This is a genomic window from Paenibacillus sp. FSL W8-0919 (assembly GCF_038003785.1).
Taxonomy (GTDB): Bacteria; Bacillota; Bacilli; order Paenibacillales; family Paenibacillaceae; genus Paenibacillus_AQ; species Paenibacillus_AQ lactis.
The window spans coordinates 1682076-1705720 of sequence record NZ_JBBOPV010000001.1; the positions used below are offsets into that span (position 1 = coordinate 1682076).

Sequence of the window (23645 nt, forward strand, 5' to 3'; positions counted from 1 at the left end):
ACTGCTGAATACTGCTTGCGAGGCTGCTGGGAGATTGAGACGATGAAATGGTTGGAGCAGTACCCTAAGGAAGTAAAAGGTTTTCTTGTGGCAAGTCTCGTGGCCTCGGCCGGCGGCTCGCTCATGTGGCCGCTCACCACGATGTACGTGTTCGACGAATTGGGACGGAGCATGCAGGATGCAGGCTTCGTCATCCTGATTCAATCGCTTGGAGGAATCGCCGGTCAGCTGGTGGGCGGGGGCTTGTATCACAGGGTTGGCGTGAAACGGCTTATCGTGGGCTCTCTCCTCTTGAATGCGCTGGGTTTGTTCACCCTGCCGTTCATTAACGGCTTATGGGGCTTGTTCGTGGCGATGATGGGCTTCATCGGCTTTTGCAATGCCGTATCGATGCCGGCGATCCAGGCGTTTATCGGCTTCCGGTTTGCCGATCGGCGCGGGGAGCTCTTTAATGTGATCTATGTAGCGAATAATATCGGCGTTGCCCTGGGCACCGCCATGAGCGGATTTCTGGCGGAAATTTCGTATCACTTGAGCTTTGTGCTGAACGGCGTGACCTCGCTCGGCTTCGCCATCTTCTTCTTGTCCTATCTGACCAAGCTGGATGGCGGCGCCGTGCAGCAGGAAGACCGGCACCCGAAGCTGAGGGCGCCTCTCGCAGCAGGGCCAGGGACATGGGCACTTCTCGGGCACACGCGCATTTACCTCTATATGGGGCTTGGCTCGCTGTTTCTCTGGTTCGGCAACTCCATCTGGAACACGGGCGTGTCGCCCTTCATCATTTCGGAAGGGATGTCCAAGACTGCTTACGGCTATCTGTGGACGCTTAACGGCATTCTGATCTTTGCGGCACAGCCCGTAACCAAGCTGATCAAGCGCTGGTTCGCCCGGACGGAGAGCAGCCAGATGGCCGTCAGCGCCTTATTCTATTTGTCCGCCTACCTTGTCATCGTCGCCATGCACAGCTATCCGGGCATGGTGCTGGCGATGGTGCTGGCGACCCTTGGCGAAATGCTGATCTCGCCGGCGATTCCGGCGTTCATATCGGAGCGGGCCGGCCGGGCGGCCCCGTTCTACATCGGCGTAGCCGGAGGAATGGGGGCAGCCGGGCGGGTGCTTGGCCCGTACGCGATGGGCACGATGTATGACGGCGGCGGATTGACGCCGGTGGCTTGGCTGGCCGCAGCCACGGCGGTGCTGTCTTTCGCCTCGTTTGTTGTCCATGCCCGGATCAGCCGCAGCGTCATCCTGGGTGATGACGGCCGTTTACAGGTGGACGGGCAACGAGGCGTTTCGAAGGAAACCCTGCCGCTATAGGGGATTGCTTCAAGCAAGCCGAATGCTAATAAGGTTGGATAGAGAGCAGGCCGGTGACCTGCTGAATTTCAAGTCGTCAATGCCTCCGTCGACGCCAAAAGACAAGGAGCTAAGCGAGAATAAATCGCTTAGCTCCTTAATTTCTTTCCAATACCATCCTACTTTATTGCTGTGGGGTTCCAAATTTTCTTTTGGGACACCCCTCTTTAGATATTTATATCAGTACTGTTAAATTATTTGACGGCGTATCCAACCGATTCGCCTTCGACCAGGGTGACGTAGATGCGTTCATTCTCAACGGTATCCCCAGCGATCAACTTGATCAGCTGCTCGGCTGCAAGGGCCCCCCACTTGCGTTTGGAGTAATCGATGGTTGCCAAGCGCGGCTGCATATAGCGGGTCAGCTCAATATTATCAAAGCCGATTAAATGAATCTGCTCGCCAATGACCAGAGAAGAATTTTCGGTTATCTGGTTGCAAAGCCCGATGGCCATCTCATCATTTAGGCAGAATACGGCTACCGGATCCTTATAGTCCGCTATGATTTGTTTAGCCGCTTTTTCACCGCCGCTTTTCTTGAAATCTCCCTCGATTTCGATCCACTCGATGTGATCTACACGGTCCAGGGCCTGTTTAACGGCCTTCATTCTCTGCATGGAGTCGAAGGATCCCGGCGGACCGGTAACGATATACATCTTCTGGTGCCCGCGTTCGATCAAATATTCCATAGCGAGCGTAGCGCCTGCTTTATTGTCTAGAAGCACCTGATTGATGTTTTTGTGATCGAGCTCGCGGTCTAAAACAACGATTTTGTGATTGCGATCCGCATATTCCAGCAGCTCTTCGCTTTCGAAGGCCTGATCAAGAATAATGGCACCGTCAATCATCCGCTCGGGAAGCATTCGGTGGGACTGCTTGCCGCTGCATACAATCAGATCATAGCCTTGCGTGTTGGCGACTTCCTTCATGCCATCCAGCAGATCTCCGTACACTTCTCCTTTGAAATCCGTCAGAAAGACGCCTATGATTTTGGACTCTCGCTTTTTAAGCGTTCTGGCTGCCGCATTCGGTATATAGTTCAGTTCCTGAGCGATGGCCAAAATTCGAGAGCTCGTCTCATCCGTCACTTTACTGCTGCCGTTGAGGGCATAAGATACGGTCGATATCGAAACACCGGCTTTTTTTGCGATATCCTTAATACTTACCAATTTTGCTCGCTCCTTCGTTCATAAACCAATCCCTGGCGGGATTGCAGACTACATGAAGATTTCAATCCTGTTCCGTCCCTGAATCATCTGTTCGAATTGCTGTCTGGAAACGCGTAGACCGCCTTCTCGGTAAGGGTTAGTGATACGCTCAGCTGTCAGCTCGGTCCCGTTCATCACAACGCGGCTGATGCTGTTGCCCGTAACGTGGTAGATAAAGGTTACCTTGGTACCGGCGAATTCATAGTCAAAATGAAGTCCGTCCATGCTGACGGGTATAACCGGATCCAATACCAGGTCGCCGCGATCCTGACGGATGCCGAGGGCGTTTGAAATTAACTGGTTCATGTAGATCCCCGGTCCACTGGAATAAATTCGCCAGCCGCCCTTGACCTCCACTTTTCCGCTGCGCAAGTCATCAAAATGCTCTTGAGCCTCGTAGCGGGTATTGAACTTGCCGTCAGAGCTGCTGAAATAAGCATTGCTCTGGCGAATTGCCGCATTCGGTACCACCTCTTGGATACCGACAGGGTTAATCGTTTCAAGCCCTTTCCATACATCCTCTCCATGTCCAAGCTTCGCCATCGCTTCGATGTAACGGATATGGGCATGGACATATTGTAAGCCTACTTCGCGCCCGAAATTGGAAGCCTGTTCCGCCCGCTTAAAATGTGTGCTAACGCCGCCTTTATAAGAGGCTGGACGGTTCATCAGACGCACGCCGTCCGGGAACAGCAATGTACTCTGAATAAGCTCGTAATGGGAACGGGCTTGCTCCGGTTCGAGGAGTTCGGCAATCATGCTGCGGGTCATGGGGAGCAGCCGGTACTGTATACCGGTGTCCTGGTCCTCAGGGTGTAACATAAGCTTAGGTTGTTCCGGATCCTCGAGGTAGAGGAATCCAGGTATAACATCATTGTTCAGCATGTACCTCTTGAAATCCTGCCCGATATTTGCTGCAATATCAGATATTGTGCCTGCCAGTTCTTGATCAAACGATCGCAGAGCTGCAGAGAGCTGCTTCATCGTTTGATAAGTCAGGGCTACTGTCCAGCTGCTGACCATAAACTGCTTAAGCTGCGCATTGGCAGGCTGGAGGGTATCGTCCCAGTCACCGTCTCCGTAGGAGGATAGATGGGTATCATGCAGAAAATGACTGCGTATATATTCGATTTCTTTTTTGGCATGCTCCAGAATCGACGCTTTATTCTCCGTGAACTGGAAAGAATGCTTCAAAGTATAAGGAACTTGTTCATCCAGGATGCTGAAATCCTGCGTGACCGTTAAATAGTCGCTTAGTACTTTCAGCGGCCATACAATGATGTCGCCGTGGCTCTCTTCCTGCTGTATGGCGAAATACCGGTCAAACATAAACCATTGCGGCCAGTTTCCGCCATCCTCGTATTGATGACAGTATACCATTTTGAGAATATCTCTCACCTGCTCATATTTTTGTGTAGCCATAAAATATTCGACAGGTCCCTGACAGACATCACGTGTTCCCCAGGCTGCGCCTCCGTATTGCTCCAAGCCGTGAGGAGACGAGTAATGGACGAACATATTATGCGTATACCACCAGGCTAGTGCGTTTACTTTGAATAATGAATTTGCATCATCTCCGGGACGCGAGAGATGGAAGCCGTTCATGACGCGGCGATAGTATTCGCGGTAACGAATGATTTCTTCGGATGCGCTGCGCGGCCGGTCTGTAATGGTCTTGCCCTCCAGCAGGCCTTGGATCGTAAGCGTCCAATCGTTTGTTCGATCCAGACGGAGGGTTACCAGGGAAGAGGAGCCCGGTGCCACACCGTCGGCCATCGTCGTTTCATCTCCAACCGTTACCTTTGCACCGTCAACCCAAAGGCGGTATTGCAATTCCGGATAAGCTTTGGCCGATACAGGATTCGTATCGGAGTGGAACGTCAGCACTCCGGCTTCTTCTGTCATGTGTACCGGAGTTTCGTACTCATTAACGTTCATCGTCACATGATTCGTGACTAGATAATTGTACGGGATTCCATTCTCCGATCGGACATGCAGCCGCACTTCGGGGGCATCCAGCACCGTATAGTTCGTAATGATCAGCATGTCGTCTTCCGTTTTATAGTACCAGCGAGCATAGTTAAAGCCGATTTCGAACATAGACGGCATCGTCAGCAGATGATACGTTCCGTCCTTTTCTACATAAATCCGCTGGCCCGACGTTTTTGGCACATTGAGTGCGCTGCGGGAATTGCTCATCATTTTATTCATATTCGTGTTGCCAACCACGACATGGGAGTTGAAGATGCCGTACATGAAAGAGGTAGTTGCCATCACTTCAGCACCGAGCTTCAGGTTGTCGCCGCTCAACAGAATATGCCCATGCGGGCGTTCAACGAGCATTTCTTTTTGCTTCAGAACGATATGTTCATAGGTATCTGTGAAGAAAGCCAGCAGGTTACCCTGATTTCGCTCCTCCTGATGTCTGCTGCCTACTGGAAAACGCGCATTGATTTCTTCTTCGGACAACTCGAGCGCTTGCAGCGGTTCGCCGATGTACGGTTTAAGACGAGTGGCGGGGAGGGGCTCGAGCTTATGCTTGGAAGTCTGATTCTCATAGGACTGCCAAGCTTGCTGAACCTCCGTTAAGTATTCAAGCTCCTCAACAGCAGCCGGGTGATCTCCTTTAAAGAGGCCATAAAATACAAAACGCTCTTCACCGTTCAAGGTCTTCTGTTCAGACTGGAGTCCGGTATAGGCAAATTCATATTGGTACACTTCACAGGCCAGTTTCTCCTGATTCAGGCAGACCGGCGTGTTCGTTTCCTTGTACGACAGTCCGAAGAATTGAAAGCCGTCCGTTGAATATGCTGAAGCTCCCGAAAGTGAACCTTGCTGGAGATAAGGGAAGGCACCGCCTTGGGGTTGGTTTTGGCGGGAACATACCACATAACCCTGTTCACTGTGCTCAAAGACGCGGTAATCAATATATTGGGACAGATAAGCTTCATTGCTGCGAACCGCTCCAATGTCAGCAATTCCTACATCCTGTCCGTAGATGATGTCAATGACTTGGCCTTGTCCACGGGTCTGAACATCCCAGAACCAGATGCCCTCCGGCTGGAGTACGAACGAAACCTTGTATTCCACGTCTTCCGCTGTACCCTCCCAGACGATCATTCCTTTGCCCGTGCTTACTTTACTGGAGGAATGAATACCGAGCAGGGGATAACTGGTTATGCCCGCTTCATTGTGAATTCGCAAATAGATATTGTTCATGGAGCCGTCCAGCGGACTGGAGATCAGCTGATTGATCATTGTATTTCCGCTTACGGCTTTATATAAGTCACCGCTTTGCCAGAAACTAAAGCAAAGATCGCCCGCCTGAATGTGAATCAGATCCTTTGTAATGGTTGTCATAAAGTAGGTCACTCCTCCTATCCTGGCAGTAACCGCCATGTCCGGCGGCTATGCCAAGGCAGTTGTGATGTAGTTTAAAAAATCGATATTGTAATAGATTTATACAAGCTTAAAGGAAGCCTGCAGGCAATCCCGGCTGTTAGGACCGACAAACAGTTGGAAGCGGCCCGGATCACTAGTAAAGCTGAGATCACTGTGATGGTAACGGAGCATATCTTCGCTAATGGTGAATTCGGCGATTTTGCTCTCGCCCGGTTGAAGCTCCAGCTGTTGGAACCCTTTCAGCTCGCGCAGTGGCCGAACGACTTCGCCTGTCATATCCCGTATATACAGCTGAACGGTTTCAACACCCGTTCTTGCACCCGTATTGGTCACCCGAATCCGCGCCGTAAGGTGCTGATCTGCTGTGATCTCGCTTCTGGACAATTGAAGCTCACCGAATTCAAAGGTGGTATAAGACAGGCCGTAGCCGAACGGGAGCAGAGGCTCATTAGGACTGTCGATATATTTAGATACATAGCGTTCGCCGGTTTTGGAAGGGTCCATAGGACGGCCTGTGTTAAAGACGTTGTAATAAACCGGAACCTGACCGACGGACTGCGGGAAGGACATGGTGAGCCTTCCGGACGGATTCATGCGGCCGATCAGCAGATCGGCAATGGCTGCACCGCCTTCGCTGCCCGGGAACCAAGCTTCAAGCACGGCATCCGCTTCATCGAAAATACCTTGCAGATCCAGTGGACGGCCGTTAAAGATGACAGCAGCAATAGGCTTGTTTAACTGCTTCAGATGTTGAACCAGCTCAAGCTGCGCTATCGGCAGCGTAATATCCGTGCGTGAACCGCCTTCACCGCTCATTTCGGATTCTTCGCCGAGTGCCAGAACGATGACATCTGCTTCACGGGCAGCGTCCAGTGCCAATTCCAGCTGCTTTGCGTCCATCGAGTCAAAATTGCATCCGGCGGTGATGGTCAGCTTGCCGCTGATGCGTTCTTTCATGGCCGTGCCCAGCTTTACGGCATCTTCCTTGGCGCCGACACAGGACCACCATCCGAGGATGTCCTCCTGGTCTGCAAAAGGGCCGATCAAAGCGACATTGGAATCAGGTTGAAGAGGAAGAACACCGTTATTTTTTAGCAGGACGCTGGACTTCACCGCCAGATCGTAAGCTGCCTGGCGATGCTCGTCACAGAAGAGCAGCTCGCGCTCCCGTTCCGGATCCGCTCCCCGGAACGGATTTTCGAACAATCCCAGCTTGTTTTTCAGTTGCAGAATACGCATGACGGCCTCATCAATCAGCGATTCATCGATGAGCCCGCTCTTGATCAAATTCGGAAGATGATGGACGTAGCAAGGGGTCATCATTTCGATATCGACGCCTGCGCGCATCGCCCGGTAGGCAGCTTCACGGTCATCCTCTGCGGCCCCGTGGGCGATCATTTCCCGAATGGATGCCCAGTCGGATATGAGAATCCCGTCAAATCCCCACTCATCACGCAAAATACCGCGCATCAGCTTCTCATTGCCGGAAGCAGGAATGCCATCAACGGTATTGAAAGAGGCCATCACCATTTCGCAGCCTTCATCCAGCGCGGCCTTATAAGCAGGGAGATAATATTCGCGCAGTTGTCTCTCCGACATGTCCACCGTGTTGTAATCACGGCCGCCCTCCGCAGCCCCGTACGCGGCAAAGTGCTTGACGCAGGCGGCCAGGCGTTCGTTATCCTCCGCCAGCGCGCTTCCCTGGTACCCGCGCACAAAAGCTCTGGCGAACAAGCTGTTCAAATACGGGTCTTCGCCCGTTGTTTCCATGACTCGTCCCCAGCGCGGATCGCGTACCAGGTCAACCATTGGAGCGAACGTGACATGGATGCCGGAGACGGCGGACTCCCGTGCGGCAATTTCTGCACTTTTCTCGGCAAGCTCGAGATCCCAGGAACAGCCGATGGCAAGCGGGATCGGAAAGATGGTCTTAAACCCGTGCACCACATCAGCCATAAACAAGAGCGGAATCCCGAGACGGCTGTTCTTCATATAATTCTGTTGTAATGCTATGATCGAAGCGGCTCCTGACAGACCGAGAACCGAACCGCTGGCACGGACCATGTCTGTGGTGAGCCCCATTTCCTCCATGGGCCCTGTAATTTGACCCTGATCTTCCGTGCCTTCATGGAGATTAGATGTAAGCTGCAGCAACTGTGCTATCTTTTCTTCTAGCGTCATCTTTGTTAAAAGGTCGGTTAACTGCTTCTGGTCCATGTATTTCCCTCCACTTCTTTATATCTACGAGAATAAATAGAATGAGAACGGGTTGACTGATGTCTCTATCTCCTTTCTCAGGAGCATGCACAAAACATGGATGGGCATGTAGTTGTGCAAACTCCTCATTCAGAAGAATGAGCAGGGCAGAAGTCAAGAACCCGGCTGCACTTGAAATCCTGCACACCGGGTTCAAAGGACTTGTACCGCTGGCGAATGCCTCAGGCCAACTCTAGTTTGAAGCTGTTTGTTTTACTTTTTTAAGTTATTGAGTTCATCCAAGACGGGTTGTACAAGAGATTGCTTGCTCTCAACCCATTTCTTCCAATTCGTTTCCAAATCTCCATCTTGGAGAATCAGGTTGGTGTATTCTTCAGCGTAATTGAAGGTTGCCTGGTTTTTAGCCTTGGAATCATACAGCTGGACATCCCAATCGTACAGAGCGAGCGCGCCGCCTTCCTTGCCGAACTTCGCTTTGTTCTGGTAATGCTTGACTGCCGTATCACGGTATTCTTGCTTGATTGCAGGGTTGATCATGCTGAAATCGTCGCCAAGCAGGTAAAGACCTTCAAAGCGTCCAGGATATTTGTCGCCGACGCTCGTTCCTTCGGGAAGGAGGCTGATCAATTCTTTGTTCTCACCGTATTTCCAGTCGGTTCCTTCAAAGCCCATGTTCAGAATCATTTGTCCTTCTTCTGTGACGGAGAAATCAACAAGGTCCATAACGCGCTCGAATTTCTCTTTGCTGATATCCGGCGAGAAGATCAGGGCGGACCAGAAGTTAACCTGCTCCAGATTGCGGTACTTGCCGTCTTCGCCAAGGACGATAGCGGTATGAACAACGTCATCGCTGTTCAGATTCAGGTTCTTCTTCATGTCTTTGTCCACGTCTTGACGGTAGGAAGCCAGTCCGCCGAGACTCATGACAGCAGCCGTGCCGTTCACACGGAAGTTGTTGCTGGCTTCACTGCTCTTCCAGGTATAGAATTCAGGATTCAGAAGGCCTTCCTTGTATGCTTCCTGAACCAGCTTCAGGCCGGTAAGTGTCTCCGGATCTGCCGGACCCCACTTGTATTTGCCGTCTTCACCTTTATAGAACGCCGATTCCACACGGGAATGTGCGCTGTTCGGCATCATGATGTTCGTCAGGACATCATCAGGCTTGTAGGAAATCGGAACGAGCTTCGATCCCACCTTGCCCGGATCCTTCTCTTTCACCAGACGGGCGTATTCCATGAGTTCGCTCGTTGTGTAAGCATCCTTGAGTTCAAAATTGACTGCTTCTGCCCAGTCCTTGCGAATAGCGATAACGCCAATCTGGTTCGTGAGCGGATCAGCTGGTTTGTTCTCGAAGTATACCGGTCTTGGCAGAATGTAAGTTCCACCAGTCAGCTCTTCCAGCTTATCGCCAAGTCCAGTCAGGCTGTAAGCCTTCGCAACGTTCGGCCAGCGTTCCTTCCAGTCATCAGGGAATTTGTACAAGAGACCCTGATCAATGTAGTTCATCGCATCGCCGTGAACATAATCCCAGACAGCCACATCAGGCAAATCGCCCGAGTTGATCCATAGACGGAGCTTCTCGCCCCAGGAATCCCACTCGACAAAGTTGTAATCCCACTCGATGTTGTACTTGTCCATCCAGTACTTGTGGAACTCGTTGTCCATATCGCCGTCCTTGACCGTAACGGTGCTTGCTACGGAAATTTTCAGCTTATCTTTGTAGTTCCCGTTCTCGTCTTTCCCGCTTTCTCCGCTGCTTGAGGAGTCTCCCTTCGAGCATGCGGTCACAAGCACAAGGCTCATGCTCAGCAGCAGCAACAGAATGGATTTAGCCGACAGCCGTTTGTTCGTTTTCATGTTCTACCCCCATGAATGATTAGATTTTTTTGGCTGAAATCTATGCATTAATCAGGTCTTGATAGCCCCTGTTAATACCCCTTTGGCAAAATGCTTTTGAAGCATCGGGAAGAAGCACATAATCGGTACCATACTGACGAATACCGCCGCCATTTTCATACCGGTCGAGAAGTTGGACTTCCCGGCAGCATCCACGCTTGAAGCGTTGGAGGCGTTGGTCTGCGATTCGACGATGATCGTTCGCAGCACGTTCTGGAGCGGGAGCTGATCCGCCTTACGCAGGAAGATCATGGCGTCATACCAGCTGTTCCAAATGGCTACGCCGTAGAACAGCGTAATGGTCGCAATAATCGGGGCGGCCAGCGGCAGGACGACGGAGAAGAGGATTTTCCATTCTCCGGCCCCATCAAGCCGGGCGGATTCCATCAAGGATTCCGGGAGCCCCTGGAAGTAGTTCATCATCAGAATCATGTTGAAGGCGCTGAAGCTGCCTGCGAGAATAACGGACCAGAGCGTTCCGGTCAGGTGCAGAGCCTTCATGATGAGATAGAGCGGAACAATCCCGCCGTTGAAGATCATGGTGAACAGGACCAGCATAAAGATCAGCTTTTTGCCCGGAAACTTGTTCCGGCTGAGCGCATAAGCCATCGTAATGGTTAAGAACAGGCTGAGCGGCAAACCGATAATCAGGAGCTTGAAGGTGTTCCAGTAGCCGGTCAAGATGCTTCCGTCGGCGAACAGCGCTTTATAATTCTCCAGCGTTGGATTAGCAGGCAGCATCATGAGCGGGTTATCGGCGTATTCTTTTGGCGTGGAGAACGAGATCATAATGACATTCCAGAACGGAATCACGATCAGCAGAGCCAGTACGAGAAGCACGGCCAGCAAAATATAATCGAGAAGAGTCATCTTCATCTTGTTCTTGCGAAACTTCGTCCTCTTGGGACTTGAAGTAATGGTGCTCATTTCTTTTCGACTCCTTTCTTAACGGAATAAACCGTCTCCGCCCATTTTTTTGGCTACTCTGTCCGCAATAAGCAGAAGCGCCATGTTGACGAGAGACCGGAACAAGCTGACCGCCGTAGAGAACGAGAAGTCCGTTGACGACTGGAACGTAATCCGGTAAATGTAGACGTCCAGCACTTCCGATACGTTCTTGGTCGCGGCATTCGCCAGGTTAAATATTTGATCGAAGCCGGAGGACATCAGTCCGCCTACCGAAAGGATGAACATGATCGTCACGGTTGGCATAATATTAGGCAGCGTAATGCGGAACATCTGCTGCATACGTGTAGCTCCGTCGATTTGAGCCGATTCATACTGGTCTTGATCGATACCGGATATGGCGGCGAGGTAGACGATCGCTCCCCAGCCGGCGGATTTCCAGATATCCGTGAGCAGGATCATCGGAATGAAGTTGCTTTCCGAACCGAGGAAGTTGATGGTCGGCAGACCGAGTATCGCAAGGGTGCTGTTCACCAGGCCGTCATAAGCGAGCACGTTGATGACAATACCGGAGACGATAATCCAGGACAGGAAGTGCGGGAAGGTCAGCACCGTCTGGAAGGCCTTTTTCATCCGGCTCATCCGCAGCTCGTTCAGGATCAGTGCGAGAATGATCGGAACCGGAAACGTGACCGCCAGCTTGATAATGTTAATGTAGAGCGTACGCCAGACGGCATCGATAAAGGTCGGATCCCGGAATACATACTTAAAGTTTTCGAATCCGACCCAAGGGCTCCCCAGGATCCCCAGATTGGCCTTGTAGTCCTTGAATGCGAGGGACAGGCCGCCCATCGGCATGTAGGCGAAGATGATCAGCCAGACAAGCCCCGGAATCAGCAGGGTGTAGGTCATTCGGTTTTTTTTGATTTCAGACGCAAGCTTCTTGAATTTTGAGCGTCCGTGCGGTTTCTTGGTGGGCCCTAAGGCTGCAGGTTTCAAGTGGCATCTCCTCACTCTTCTTGAGTCTTGTCGTTAAAAAGAAAATCAAATGCCGTTTCCAGATGCTGCTCCCAGAATCGCCATTCATGCGCTCCGGGTCCTTCCACGTAGTGGAAGTCGGAACCGCTTTGTCTCAGGTACGCGGCAAATTCGCGGTTCATCTCGATAAAGGGATCTTCCGTTCCGCAGCAGCAGAGGATCGGGGGCAGCTTTCCGGTCTGCGCAAGTGCCGCTTCCGCGAGCTTGTACAGATCCTGATCCGGCTTGATGTCGAGCTCCGGACCGAATACGGCCTGCATTTCCTTGACCATACCGGGAGGCATGTCCATATCGTGAATCCTCTTCCGAATATCGGTTACACCGGATAACGAAACGGCTTTTGCGTATTGTCCGGGATAAGTTAACGCACATTTAAGTGCTCCGTATCCGCCCATGGACAAGCCGGCGATAAAGGTACGGGCCCGCTCCTCATTCAGTTGGAACAATCGGCTGCAAAACTTCGGGAGCTCCTGGGTAATGTAATAAAAATAGTTAAGCCCATACGTCATGTCTGTATAGTAGCTTCGGTTTGCCTCCGGCATAATGACGGTGCAGTTGTATTGATGTGCGTATTGCTCAACGGTAGTCAGGCGCTGCCAAGTACTTGCGTTATCGCCTGCTCCATGAAGAAGATAGAGTGTGTAATCCGGCGGTTTGCCTGATTCCACGGGCGACACGACATGGATGCTTGTCGTCATGCATAAAGTGGGGGAGCCGGTCTCTATCGTAATATGCGCCATAAGTAACCCCTTTCAAGTGTGAACGATCTAGGCAAATAGGCGGAGGGATCTAAGCATCCCCCGATATCCGCAATATCCAAGCGGGACTGCTGAAGATACCTGTCAGTTCCGTTACCGATGTGATTCAAGATATGATCGTTATTTCATGAAAGCGATTTATCGAATCGTTTCGATAACATCATAATTGCACATCAAATCTTTGTCAATATCGTTTTTAAAAATTATAATTTTTCATGAGAAATGATCCAGTTAAGGACTGAAATCTATATTTTTCCCTAAATGGAGTGTATTTTCGCCATAGAAAACGCTTTCATTTTATTGGGGATACAAGGGATTCCTGTAATCGTGTATTAGCAAAAAAATCATCGTTTGTTGAAACGTTTCTATTGGGGTTGAAACATGTTATTCTGAGATGAGAGCATGAATCTTGCTGAAGACCCTTTCAGGGGCTGCGGTCTTACGAGACAGAAGCGAATATGCCTAATCGGATAGGAGGTAAATCCATGTCTAATCATTCATTAACCGGCTTTATTGATTACATCGCAGACAGAGGATTGCAGGTTCACTCAGCGCGGGTTCGTCAAAACGGCCGGCTGTGGGGGAAGTACGATTTGACGGAGGACAAACGGCGTGTTCAGCATTCTATTAGCAAATCTTTTACTTGTATGGCCGTCGGCCTGGCCATTGAGGAAGGCAAGCTCGCGCTGAACAGCCGGCTGGGTGAATTTTTTAATAGTAACTCTTCGATAGTTGACAATCTGGAGCCGTCTCTCGATCCCGGCAACATCACACTATACAATTTGCTTCGAATGTCTTCGGGCCATGATTCGCCGCCCTTATGGGCAAACGAAAGAGCATCCTTGAAAGAGAAGGATTGGGCTAAGTACTATATGTCGCTACCGCTTGACCGGACGCCGGGCGACATGTTTACATACAGCAGTGGAGATACGTTTATGATCTCGGCTATGCTCCAGGCGGCGACAGGCGAGACGGTAAGGGACTATCTGACTCCACGCCTGTTTGAGCCCTTGGGTATAGAAAATGTTCATTGGGAGTCATCCCCGCTGGGTGTGACGCTGGGATGTGCGGGCTTATCTATCAGCAATGAGGAACTCAGCATTTTTGGCCAGCTTCTGCTGCAGCGCGGATTGTGGGAAGGACAACAGATTGTGCCTGAAGCGTGGATACGATTCGCATCCTCCAAACAGATCGATACGCAGGGCAGCCCCGATTGGGCTCAGGGGTATGGCTGCCAATTTTGGATGTGCACTCACGATGCCTATCGTGCAGATGGGGCATCCGGCCAGCTATGCATCATTCTCCCCGGCAAAGATGCGGTCATCGCGGTGAATAGCCGGGAAGATCGAATGCAGGAGATCATGGATGCAATTTGGACAGAAATTTACCCGTTGTTATAGATGAGTACAATGAGATACCGTGTGTAGGGGATTCCGGTTCTGCTTGGACATAGGGTCCCCGCTGCCATTGTTCTCTCGGCAGGATCGAACGATATAGGATAGGCTGTTGCAACCCGAGCCTTACCCTGCAGCGGTCGCCCCCACCTGTTATAATAAAGAGGTACGCGCTGTTTAAAGTGAGGGGATGCTAGGGTGAAAGCCAGTCAGGAAATCGTCACCATCCGCTTGTCGGAGATGAAGGACGCCGCCCAGCTGATGGAGCTGGACCATCTGGTGTGGAACAGGAATACGGCCCCCGAGCCGCTGCATTGGACCTCGAGGGAGCAGTTTCTGCTGCATTGCCCTCCCGGAAGCCAGCTGGTAGCGGCTTGCGAAGATATATTATGCGGTTATGTCGGCTTTCGCTCTCCCAGCGGGCTGGCAAGCCATCGCCATGTGATGGAGCTGAATATTGCGGTCCATCCGTCCTATCAGCGCCAAGGCATCGGCCTGCAGCTGATCGAGGCGGCCAAGGAGCTGGCGAGTGGAGAGGGTATTGCCAAGCTGAGGCTCCGGGTGCTGTCCTCGAATCTTGCGGCCTTATCCTTCTACCGCGCTTGCGGTTTCCGGGAAGAGGGAAGGCTGGTCCGGGAGTTTTATGTGGATGGCCGGTATGTGGATGATATATGGATGTGCTGCTTTTTATAAAAATATCAGGAATGCTCAGCATCCGGCCCGGCGATGGGCGCGGTTTGGGATGAACGGCCCGGCGCTTGCTGCCGGGCCGTTTGCTGTATCCGGCCGGCCTTACGCATTGCCATATCCGGTATGGCGTAAAGGCCTTATGCAATGTCATATCCGGATGCGTACAGGCCTTATGCAACGTCATAACCGGTATGCGTGTCGGACTCTGGAGGTTGAGCAAGCGCCGATGTGAATATGCCTTTTAGAGTTGCCCTGTGATCAAATGATGACTTTTTGAACAACCTCATATAGTATGATGAAAAGATCAGATAGACGGAGGTAAAGTTGCCATGACGTTGGGAATCGTTTCGCTGAATGTAGGGAAGCCGGTCACGGTGGATTATGAGGGCAAGGCTCTGACAACCGGAATCTATAAGCAGCCTGTGCAAGGACCGGTATTTTTAAGCAATGTGAATTTCGAAGGGGACGGTCAGGCCGATCTCGTGAATCATGGAGGTCCGGACAAGGCGGTGTGCGCTTATCCATACGAGCACTATCCATATTGGCGAAGATCCCTGGGCAAGGATATGCCGTATGCCTCTTTCGGGGAAAATTTAACGCTGCAAGGCCTCCTGGAGGACCAGGTATGCATCGGCGATGTGTTTCGGATTGGCGAAGCAGTCCTGCAGGTCAGCCAGCCCAGATATCCGTGCTTCAAGCTGTCGCACAAGCACGGGGTGAAGGATATGCCGGCCAGGGTGCTGAACACGGGCTACAGCGGGTTTTATTTCCGCGTCCTGGAGGAAGGCGAGGTTAGCGCGGATTCCCCTGTGACCCGGCTGGATCGCCGCAGCTCCGGTGTAACGGTGCGGGAAGTGCTGCGCGTGATGAAGGAAGGCCGCAAGGATGAGGAGGCGCTAAGCCGGATGCTGGAGCTGGAGGAGCTGGCTGCAAGCTTGAAGGGGCAGTTCGCAAAGTCGCTGGAGAAATTAAGGGAATCCTAATTCAGCGAAAGCTTGATCGGCGTTGCACCCTGCAGCTTGCCGACCGCACCCTCAAGCTAGAAGCGGTCCGCGAAGTTTTACTGGATAGGTTTCCAGGCTATGACTTAGGCAGTAAAAGGGGACAGGCGCCTCCATCCATGACCTTGGCGATTCGCCGGATGTCTGGATGCTGCGTCCTGCCCCCGTTCGATAATAAAATAAAATTCCAATCTAGCCTAGCCGCTTCCATTCGCTCTGAATCATGCCGTAGACGGCATGGTTGACGTAGCCCTGGGGCAGCTTCTCCGCCTCGCGGATAACGCCCTCCAGGACGAATCCCAGCCGCTCCGGGATTGCCCGGCTGCGGTGGTTGGCGGTTGCGCAGCGAATCTCCACCCGGTTCAGCCCCATCCGCATGAGCGCATGGTCCGTGAAAGCCCGGCAAGCGCTCGTCATCAGCCCTTGTCCGGTGAATTGCTGATCAAGCCAGTAGCCGAGGCCGACGGAGCGGTTGTTCCAATCGATCTCATGGAAGGAGATCGTTCCCGCCAGCTCTTCTCTCACCCAGATGCCGGCGGAGAAGCCGCCGTTTTCCGCAGCCTGCTTCATGGCTCCTTTTATATAGTTGACGGTATCGTTAACCTCCTGTACGGAATCCACCCAGGGAAGCCACTTCCGCAGCCGGTCCCGTGAACGGTCCGTGATTTCGAACAGCGCCCGCGCATGCTCGATCGCAAGCGGACGCAGCTCGACGTGCTCGTCAAGCGCATTTCCAAACATCTCGCATCTCCCTCTTTTGTGTTGATCCTTGTCCGCAGCTTTAGCGGGTTCGCTTCGTGTTCGTGTTTTTTTCCAGCGCGTAAATGTCTTCTTCCAGCGTAATCATCCGCTCATTTACGACTTGCCTGCAATCGCTAAGTGCCTGATTGTAAATGTAAGGTCCCAGGGTTGCCGCAAAATAGTCCAAGATGCCTTCCGCAGCTAGATGGCCGATCGTTTCGCCGCGCTCGGTTTCGAAATAATGGCGAACTTCTTCGATCAGCAGATCGCGCTGTTCCTTGGCAAGCTTGATCGGTCTCATGAAGGAATGCCTCCTGTCGGCTGTTTTTGTATCCATGCTACCTCATTCCACAGCACCCCGTCAAAGCATATGTAGTGCCGCGGCAGAAGCTTTGGCTTACTCGCCGATTGCCCGCTTTTTGCTGGCTTGCCCAGCGAAGCTTCACATCCACTGGGCAGCAGGGGCTATAAGGGCTCCCAGCGCATATATCCGGTTTATTTGAAAGGACTGCCTTATCCCTTGGAAGCGCCCGCCTTCCTTGAACAATCGGGATATTACAGGTATATTTAAGGGAAACACGTTTATACAGGAGATAGACGGAAATTACAGGACGAAAGGTTGATCAACGTGGAGAACCACCGGGGCACCCCCTCCAACTTCATAAAAAATATCATCGCCGAAGATCTGAAGTCCGGCAAGGTGAAGGAGATCGTCACCCGCTTCCCGCCGGAGCCGAACGGTTACCTGCATATCGGACATGCCAAGGCGATCTGGATTAATTTTACGCTGGCCGACGAGTTCGGCGGACGGACCCATCTTCGATTCGACGACACGAATCCGGTGAAGGAAGACATCGAGTACGTAAACTCCATTAAGGAGGATGTAAAGTGGCTCGGCTTCGATTGGGAAGAGCTGCGCTTTGCGTCGGACTATTTCGAGGAAATGTACAATCGCGCGGTGCTGCTCATTAAGAAAGGGAAGGCATACGTGGACGATCAAACCGCCGACCAAATTCGGCAGACCCGTGGGACGCTGACGGAGCCGGGTCAAAACAGTCCTTACCGCGACCGCAGCGTGGAAGAGAATCTGGAGCTGTTCGAACGGATGCGCCGGGGCGAATTCGGCAACGGCGAGCGGGTGCTGCGCGCCAAGATCGACATGGCATCGCCGAACATCAATCTGCGCGACCCGGTTATTTACCGCATATCCCACGCGCATCATCACAATACGGGCGACAAGTGGTGCATCTACCCGATGTATGCATTCGCCCATCCGATCGAGGATGCGATTGAAGGAGTTACCCATTCCCTCTGCTCGCTGGAATTTGAGGATCAGCGCCCGTTCTATGATTGGGTGGTCGCCGAATGCGAGATGGATTGCACGCCGCGCCAATATGAGTTCGGACGGCTGAACGTTGCCCAGACCGTAACGAGCAAGCGCAAGCTGAAGCAGCTGGTGGACGAGCAGTATGTGGACGGCTGGGACGATCCGCGCATGCCGACCATTTCCGGCCTTCGCCGGCTTGGTTACACGCCGGAGGCGATTCGGAGCTTCGTCTATGAGACCGGGATCTCCAAGGCTTACGGCACGGTGGACCGTCAAATGCTGGAGCACTTCATCCGGGAGGATTTGAAGCTGAAGGCGCCGCGGACGATGGCGGTGCTGGATCCGCTCAAGGTCGTGATCACCAATTACCCGGAAGGTCAGGTGGAATGGCTGGAGGCGGAGAACAACTCGGAAAATCCGGAGATGGGCTCCCGCCAAATTCCGTTCTCCCGTGAAATATACATCGAACAGGAGGACTTCATGGAGAATCCTCCGAGCAAGTATTTCCGTCTGTTCCCGGGCAACGAGGTCCGTCTGAAGCATGCTTACTTCATCAAATGCAATGATGTCATCAAGGACGAGAACGGGAAGGTCATCGAAATACACTGCACTTATGATCCGGAGACGAAGAGCGGCACCGGCTTTACCGGCCGTAAAGTCAAAGGGACGATCCATTGGGTCGAAGCGAGCCAGGCCGTGCCTGCCGAATTCCGCCTGTATGAGCCGCTGTTCAAGGACGAGGAGGCTGAAGCCGAGCCGGAACTGACGCAGGAGGCCATCGGTGAAACGGAGGAGAGCACGGAAGCTGCTGCGGAGAAATCCTTCCTTGACGATATTAACCCGAATTCGCTTCAGATCGTGCACGGGTTCGTGGAGCCGAATATGAAGGATGCCAAGCCGCAGGATAAATTCCAATTCTTCCGTCATGGCTACTTCAATGTCGATACGAAATATTCGCAGCCTGGGCGTCCAGTATTTAACCGGGTCGTCTCGCTGAAGAGCTCGTTCCAGCTCCCGAAAAGCTAAGCATTTCAGGGCACTGTGATGCAGAACGGTTACCACAGCCCCCCTTAACCAACAAGACTCGAAGATCCGCTGGGCGGCGTCTTCGAGTCTTGTCATATACTGCGGATATTCCAGGGTACATCCCGTGCCAAGGTCAAGCCTTGAGATGAAAGTACACGAGTGAGGATCAGACGGTGGAGTATTCCTCCTCCGCGTCGTCCGGCAGTTCATCGGGCTGCCGCGGCTGGTACCCGTGCTTGTGCAGATTGTACCACATCCAGCCGAAGCCGATGACGCCGATGATCGCGAGCATCATCCCCGTGCGGTACATCGTCTGGGCGCCGAAGTTTTGAAACATCCAGCCGCCGGCGAGACCGCCGACGACGCCGGAAATCCCGCTCCAGCTTAAGGTATAGATCGCTTGTCCGGATGCCCGGTACGGCTTCGGGACGAACAGCATCGTAAGCTGGACGCCGACATAGAAGTAACCGCCGAAGGTAACGCAGTGAAGCAGCTGGATCAAGGCTACATGAACCGGGCTGCTCGCTTCAGCCATCAGAAGCCAGCGAAGGGCGAAGAGCAGGCTCACGACCGCCAGGCAGCCGACCAGCACATGGATCTTCCGTTTCAAGAACCGGTCCAGGACAAGGAAAATGATAACTTCAAACACCGAAGAAAAGAAGATGGCCAGCCCCACCGTCTGCGTCGTGCCGCCGAGCTCCAAAATATACAGCGACATGAACGTATTGTTGGCCGTATTCGGGATGGATACCAAAATGCCCAAAACGATAAACCAGACAAAATACGAATTCAAAAACAGCTGGCTTAATCCCTTCAGCGTTACGGTAGCTGACCCGGTCGTCTTCTGCACGCCGGGAAGCGTGAAGATGAAGATGGCCGCCACGAACAGCATGATCGAGAAGACGATGGAAATACGTCCAGAGCCAAGCTGATCAATGACAGGGCCGGCTGCGATCGCGGTCAGGGCCCAGCCGAGCGAGCCCCATAGCCGGAAAGAGCCGAACTTGTGCCGGGTTCCGTCGATATAGGTCAATATTAGCGAATTGGTCTGCGAGAACATCGGGGTCTGAAAAAAATAAAACAGAATCATGGCCATATAAATCATGGCATACGTATTCGCTTGGAAGACAAAATGAACCAGGAGCAGCGTGCCGGTCATCATCATCAGAAGCACGCGCTTGATATTCGCTGTCCGGTCGCCCCAGTAACCCCAGAAGGGGTTGGCGAAGATCGACACGAAGGGAGCTATGGCCATCAGACTGCCGATCTCGATTTTGCTCATGCCGATATCTTGCAAATACAGCTGAAAGAAACCGGTGAATATGACCATCGTTCCGTAAATGAAGAAGTTGAACAGCTTGAGCGATGTAAGAGAAGGTTGATCTTTATCCATATTCCGCAAGCAGGTCATTCCTTTCAAACCGAATGCATTATGTTTGCGGCATAACCACACCGCTTACCTTCTCCAATGTATCACGCATTGAAAAGGGATACAAACCATCTTTTGTTAGTTTAACCTTAATTAACTTAATTACCAATTGGAGGATTCTGTAGTCAACTTGTATATCAGAAAGGGGTCTGAACATGATGGAGGTTGGGGAGTGGAGACGCAGCAGTCCGTCCGAGCGGGTGGCAGGCATTATTCTTGCAGGCGGGGCTTCCCGTAGAATGGGGGCAAACAAAGCGCTTTTGTCCTTGAACGGAGAAAGCCTGATTGAGCGAACCGTTCGGTGCCTGGAACAAGTCTGCGGGCGAATCCTCCTATCGGCCAATGATCCGGATTCGTTTCGGCATCTCGGAGTGGAATGCGTGCCGGACGTTTATCCCGGCCAAGGGCCGATGGCAGGGATTCATGCTGCCCTGCTGGCGTCCGATCGCCCATGGAATATGGTCGCAGCATGTGACATGCCGTTCATCAGTCCGGCATTGTTAGGTGCGCTGCTCGGTCTCGCTGAAGCTGGGCAGGGCCAAGGGGATCCGGCAGCAGCCGGGCCGGAAGCGGTTATTCCGGTGATCCAAGGGAGAATTCATCCGCTGCTGGCCTTGTACCGGAAGGAAACGGCTGCTGGTCTCGAGCGAAGACTGCAGGAGGGGGAGCTGCGCATGACCGATTGGGTCGAAGAGCTGGATGCGCTGCTCGTGCCGGAGGACCAGCTGGAAGCCTTGATGGGATGCTCCCCACGCAAAGCGGTCTTTAACATGAACCGCCCGGAGGATTACGAGGAAGCTTGCCGTATGGATGCAGAGGATTAAGAGCTGCGATGAGCCGCTGAAAGTTCAGGTCCCTGGAAAAGGAAGGGGAAAAGGGAAAGAGGAATAGGGAAAATGAACCTGGTGCTGATCAACGAAAAGTCCGTACATGGATCCGAAGGCGGCAGCGCAGATCAAGGGAATCAAAGAAAGCGCAGGTCAGGGGAATCAAAGAAAGCCCGGCTGATTGGATATCAGCCGGGCTTTTTGCAAATGTTGAAAGCTTTGACGTGTCATTGGCTTGCCGTCCAAACGTCGATGCTGAGCATCGTGCGGCAGCCATCGTTGATAAATTTATCGTTCGATATTATCCCCCGATTTGCGACATGCGCCGTACGGTCGGGGTATGGCTTTGCGTTTTTTTCTCGAGCGCGAGGGCCATCTCGTGGTTGAGGGGCTTGGCGCCGAGGGCCTTGCGGAACAGGTCCGCCACCGCGACCGGATCATCGATGACCCGGCGGACGTTGAATTCGTCGGACCAATACAGGCAGGCCTTAATGTTGCCGTCCGCCGTCAGCCTGAGCCGGTTGCATGAATCGCAGAAATGGTCGCTGACGGGATGAATCAGGCCGAAGGTGCCGACGGCGCCGGTCACCTTCATATTGCGGGACGGGCCGTTGCCGGAAGGACCCTTCTCCTCCCGAACCTCCCAGCCCGCCTCGCCGCACACTTCCTTGACCCGGCTAAGCGGCAGGTAGGAGTCCCGCCATTCCTCGGAGGCATGGCCGATCGGCATGTATTCAATAAACCGGACATGCAGCGGGCGATCCAGAGTCATGGCGATAAAGTCGCGGATTTCATCCTCGTTGAAGCCCTTCATCAGCACCATGTTCAATTTGATCGGGTCGAGTCCGGCTTCATAAGCGGCTTCGATGCCTTTCAGCACCTTATGCACACTACCGCCGCGAGTGATTCGGGCGTAGCGCTCCTCCTGAAGCGAATCCAGGCTAATGTTGATGCGGGTCAGTCCTGCTTCCTTCAGAAGCTTGGCTTTGGAGGGCAGCAGCAACCCATTTGTAGTAAGAGATATATCTTTAATTCCATCAATGCTCGCAATCATATGGACTAAGGCTTCAAGATCTTTCCGCACCAGCGGCTCGCCGCCGGTCAAGCGAACCTTAGACACACCCATGGGGGCTAGCACGCGCAAGACAGCTGCAATTTCTTCATAACTCATAATCTGATCGTGGGGCTGGAATTCCATTCCTTCCTCCGGCATACAATAGACACAACGCAGGTTGCATCGATCGGTGACCGAGATGCGGATATAATCATGGATCCGACCGAAGGAGTCTGTCAGCGGCTCAATCATTGAAATCCCCCTTTAGTTGCATGACATGGTCACATTGTAGCCATTCCCCGAACAGGAGTCAATGAGGGTAAGCCCTGTTTTTAATAGGACAAGCCGGGATCAGATTTCATGAGCCTGTGATCGGTCTCACAGAAAGCGTTTACCATTGCCTGTTATAATGAAGCTGCAGATAACCGCTTTCTCCCCTTGGAAGCAGGGAAGTCGCGGCATTCTCATTTTCCGAAAGTTTCCTTAATTTTCCGAAACTTTCGGAAATCATTTCAAATCACTTTCAATAGACAATCATCTAAGCTATACTGTCATGGATATCATATCCAACAAGAGAGGTTACCATTAGGAGGTTCGAAATGGCGATATCACCTGTTCAAACATTGGAGGTACCTGACGTCTGTCACCGGTGGCTGGAAAACCGAGGGACGGTTTATGAGCTTTTGATCGATTTTATGGGCAACTCGCCCAGCTTGTCTATGATTGCGGAATGGAGCCGCGGAAGCGGGATCGGCAAAGCAGCGGAAGGCACCCAAGGGGGAGCCGACCTGGTGAATTATTTATGCGGCCGGTCACCCGAGGAGCTGGTTAAGATCTGCGAGTACGAAGGGGTGGAATACCGCCGTTTGCTCGAGCGGAACAAGCAGCGCCCGCTGTCCGAATCGCAGTATACGAAGAGCGGCTGCGTTCGGGATGTTGCCGAGTGTTATGAGACGGTCGGCGTCGCGTTTAACAAACTGCACGGAGAGGCCGACGATCATTTGGCGATCGAGTTGGAATTCATGACGGTGCTCCACGACCGGATGCTGAATAATTGCTATGGCGAGGATGGCTTGCTGAAGCTGATGGCCGCACAGGAACAATTTTTGGAGGAGCATTTGCTGGCGTGGGTGCCCTCGCTCTGTGAGGATATGAAGACTTCGACTGATAGTCCGCTTTATCGCGCATTGTTCCGCTTGCTGGAGGAGTTTCTCGTGCAGGATTTGCGGATGCTGAGGGTATGGAGGCAATCCCGTGAGGCGGAGCTAGTACATTAACCAAGCGGATAAAATGGAGCGAATGTGAAAGTCTGGATGGCTGCACTCGGTCCGAAAGCATACTATAGAATGAACAAAAGGGCATCATTCGAGTCTTA

General features: G+C 52.5%; 18 protein-coding genes. 7 read left to right on the forward strand and 11 right to left on the reverse strand.

The features are described 5' to 3' along the window. The first annotated feature begins 42 nt into the window (after positions 1–42). The gene (locus NST44_RS07280; protein WP_007128822.1) at positions 43–1317 is read left to right on the forward strand and encodes an MFS transporter; all 1275 of its coding nucleotides are present in this window, start codon (positions 43–45) and stop codon (positions 1315–1317) included. A gap of 233 nt (positions 1318–1550) precedes the next feature. On the opposite strand, the gene NST44_RS07285 is transcribed toward NST44_RS07280, so the two are convergent. The 7 genes from NST44_RS07285 to NST44_RS07315 all read right to left on the reverse strand — a co-directional run bounded on the left by NST44_RS07285 (position 1551) and on the right by NST44_RS07315 (position 12763). Further along, positions 1551–2525, reverse strand: coding sequence for a LacI family DNA-binding transcriptional regulator (locus NST44_RS07285; protein WP_007128821.1), 975 nt, complete (start codon positions 2523–2525; stop codon positions 1551–1553). A gap of 48 nt (positions 2526–2573) precedes the next feature. Then, positions 2574–5924, reverse strand: coding sequence for a GH36-type glycosyl hydrolase domain-containing protein (locus NST44_RS07290; RefSeq protein ID WP_340898596.1), 3351 nt, complete (start codon positions 5922–5924; stop codon positions 2574–2576). A gap of 99 nt (positions 5925–6023) precedes the next feature. Continuing rightward, on the reverse strand, positions 6024–8183 hold the full coding sequence (locus NST44_RS07295; protein WP_340898598.1) for a glycoside hydrolase family 3 N-terminal domain-containing protein: 2160 nt from the start codon (positions 8181–8183) through the stop codon (positions 6024–6026). A gap of 252 nt (positions 8184–8435) precedes the next feature. Further along, complete coding sequence (locus NST44_RS07300; protein ID WP_007128818.1) at positions 8436–10040, reverse strand: extracellular solute-binding protein; 1605 nt, start codon at positions 10038–10040, stop codon at positions 8436–8438. A gap of 51 nt (positions 10041–10091) precedes the next feature. Beyond that, a complete protein-coding gene (locus tag NST44_RS07305; RefSeq protein WP_340898600.1) occupies positions 10092–11006 on the reverse strand; it encodes a carbohydrate ABC transporter permease in 915 nt (304 codons plus the stop codon). 18 nt (positions 11007–11024) lie between these two features. Further along, positions 11025–11984, reverse strand: coding sequence for an ABC transporter permease (locus tag NST44_RS07310; protein WP_007128816.1), 960 nt, complete (start codon positions 11982–11984; stop codon positions 11025–11027). Between the two features lie 11 nt (positions 11985–11995). Continuing rightward, the gene (locus NST44_RS07315) at positions 11996–12763 is read right to left on the reverse strand and encodes an alpha/beta hydrolase (RefSeq protein ID WP_340898603.1); all 768 of its coding nucleotides are present in this window, start codon (positions 12761–12763) and stop codon (positions 11996–11998) included. 503 nt (positions 12764–13266) lie between these two features. Here NST44_RS07315 and NST44_RS07320 point away from each other — a divergent pair. The 3 genes from NST44_RS07320 (at position 13267) to NST44_RS07330 (ending at position 15848) form a co-directional block, all read left to right on the forward strand. Then, positions 13267–14181 carry a serine hydrolase domain-containing protein gene (locus tag NST44_RS07320; RefSeq protein WP_210094014.1) on the forward strand — a complete coding sequence of 305 codons (915 nt, stop codon included), beginning with the start codon at positions 13267–13269 and terminating at the stop codon, positions 14179–14181. A gap of 192 nt (positions 14182–14373) precedes the next feature. Continuing rightward, positions 14374–14868, forward strand: coding sequence for a GNAT family N-acetyltransferase (locus NST44_RS07325; RefSeq protein ID WP_007128813.1), 495 nt, complete (start codon positions 14374–14376; stop codon positions 14866–14868). Between the two features lie 326 nt (positions 14869–15194). Beyond that, positions 15195–15848, forward strand: a complete 654-nt coding sequence (locus NST44_RS07330) for an MOSC domain-containing protein (protein ID WP_007128812.1) — start codon at positions 15195–15197, stop codon at positions 15846–15848. Positions 15849–16058: 210 nt separating this feature from the next. On the opposite strand, the gene NST44_RS07335 is transcribed toward NST44_RS07330, so the two are convergent. Continuing rightward, positions 16059–16607: a GNAT family N-acetyltransferase gene (locus NST44_RS07335; RefSeq protein ID WP_340898608.1), complete on the reverse strand. Its 549-nt coding sequence runs from the start codon at positions 16605–16607 to the stop codon at positions 16059–16061. Between the two features lie 40 nt (positions 16608–16647). Further along, complete coding sequence (locus NST44_RS07340; protein ID WP_028406672.1) at positions 16648–16908, reverse strand: DUF2164 domain-containing protein; 261 nt, start codon at positions 16906–16908, stop codon at positions 16648–16650. A 318-nt stretch (positions 16909–17226) separates the two neighbouring features. Here NST44_RS07340 and NST44_RS07345 point away from each other — a divergent pair, with 318 nt between their 5' ends. Beyond that, the gene (locus tag NST44_RS07345; protein WP_340898610.1) at positions 17227–18960 is read left to right on the forward strand and encodes a glutamine--tRNA ligase/YqeY domain fusion protein; all 1734 of its coding nucleotides are present in this window, start codon (positions 17227–17229) and stop codon (positions 18958–18960) included. Between the two features lie 166 nt (positions 18961–19126). Here the strand turns inward: NST44_RS07345 and NST44_RS07350 are convergent, their stop codons facing one another. Next, a complete protein-coding gene (locus NST44_RS07350) occupies positions 19127–20362 on the reverse strand; it encodes an MFS transporter (RefSeq protein ID WP_432806739.1) in 1236 nt (411 codons plus the stop codon). A gap of 182 nt (positions 20363–20544) precedes the next feature. On the opposite strand from NST44_RS07350, the gene mobA reads away from it, so the two are divergent. Then, positions 20545–21213: a molybdenum cofactor guanylyltransferase gene (mobA, locus tag NST44_RS07355; RefSeq protein ID WP_251535778.1), complete on the forward strand. Its 669-nt coding sequence runs from the start codon at positions 20545–20547 to the stop codon at positions 21211–21213. A 304-nt stretch (positions 21214–21517) separates the two neighbouring features. Here the strand turns inward: mobA and moaA are convergent, their stop codons facing one another. Then, positions 21518–22522, reverse strand: a complete 1005-nt coding sequence (gene moaA / locus NST44_RS07360; protein WP_028406676.1) for a GTP 3',8-cyclase MoaA — start codon at positions 22520–22522, stop codon at positions 21518–21520. Between the two features lie 347 nt (positions 22523–22869). On the opposite strand from moaA, the gene NST44_RS07365 reads away from it, so the two are divergent. Beyond that, the gene (locus NST44_RS07365; RefSeq protein ID WP_340898611.1) at positions 22870–23547 is read left to right on the forward strand and encodes a TorD/DmsD family molecular chaperone; all 678 of its coding nucleotides are present in this window, start codon (positions 22870–22872) and stop codon (positions 23545–23547) included. Positions 23548–23645: the final 98 nt, after the last annotated feature.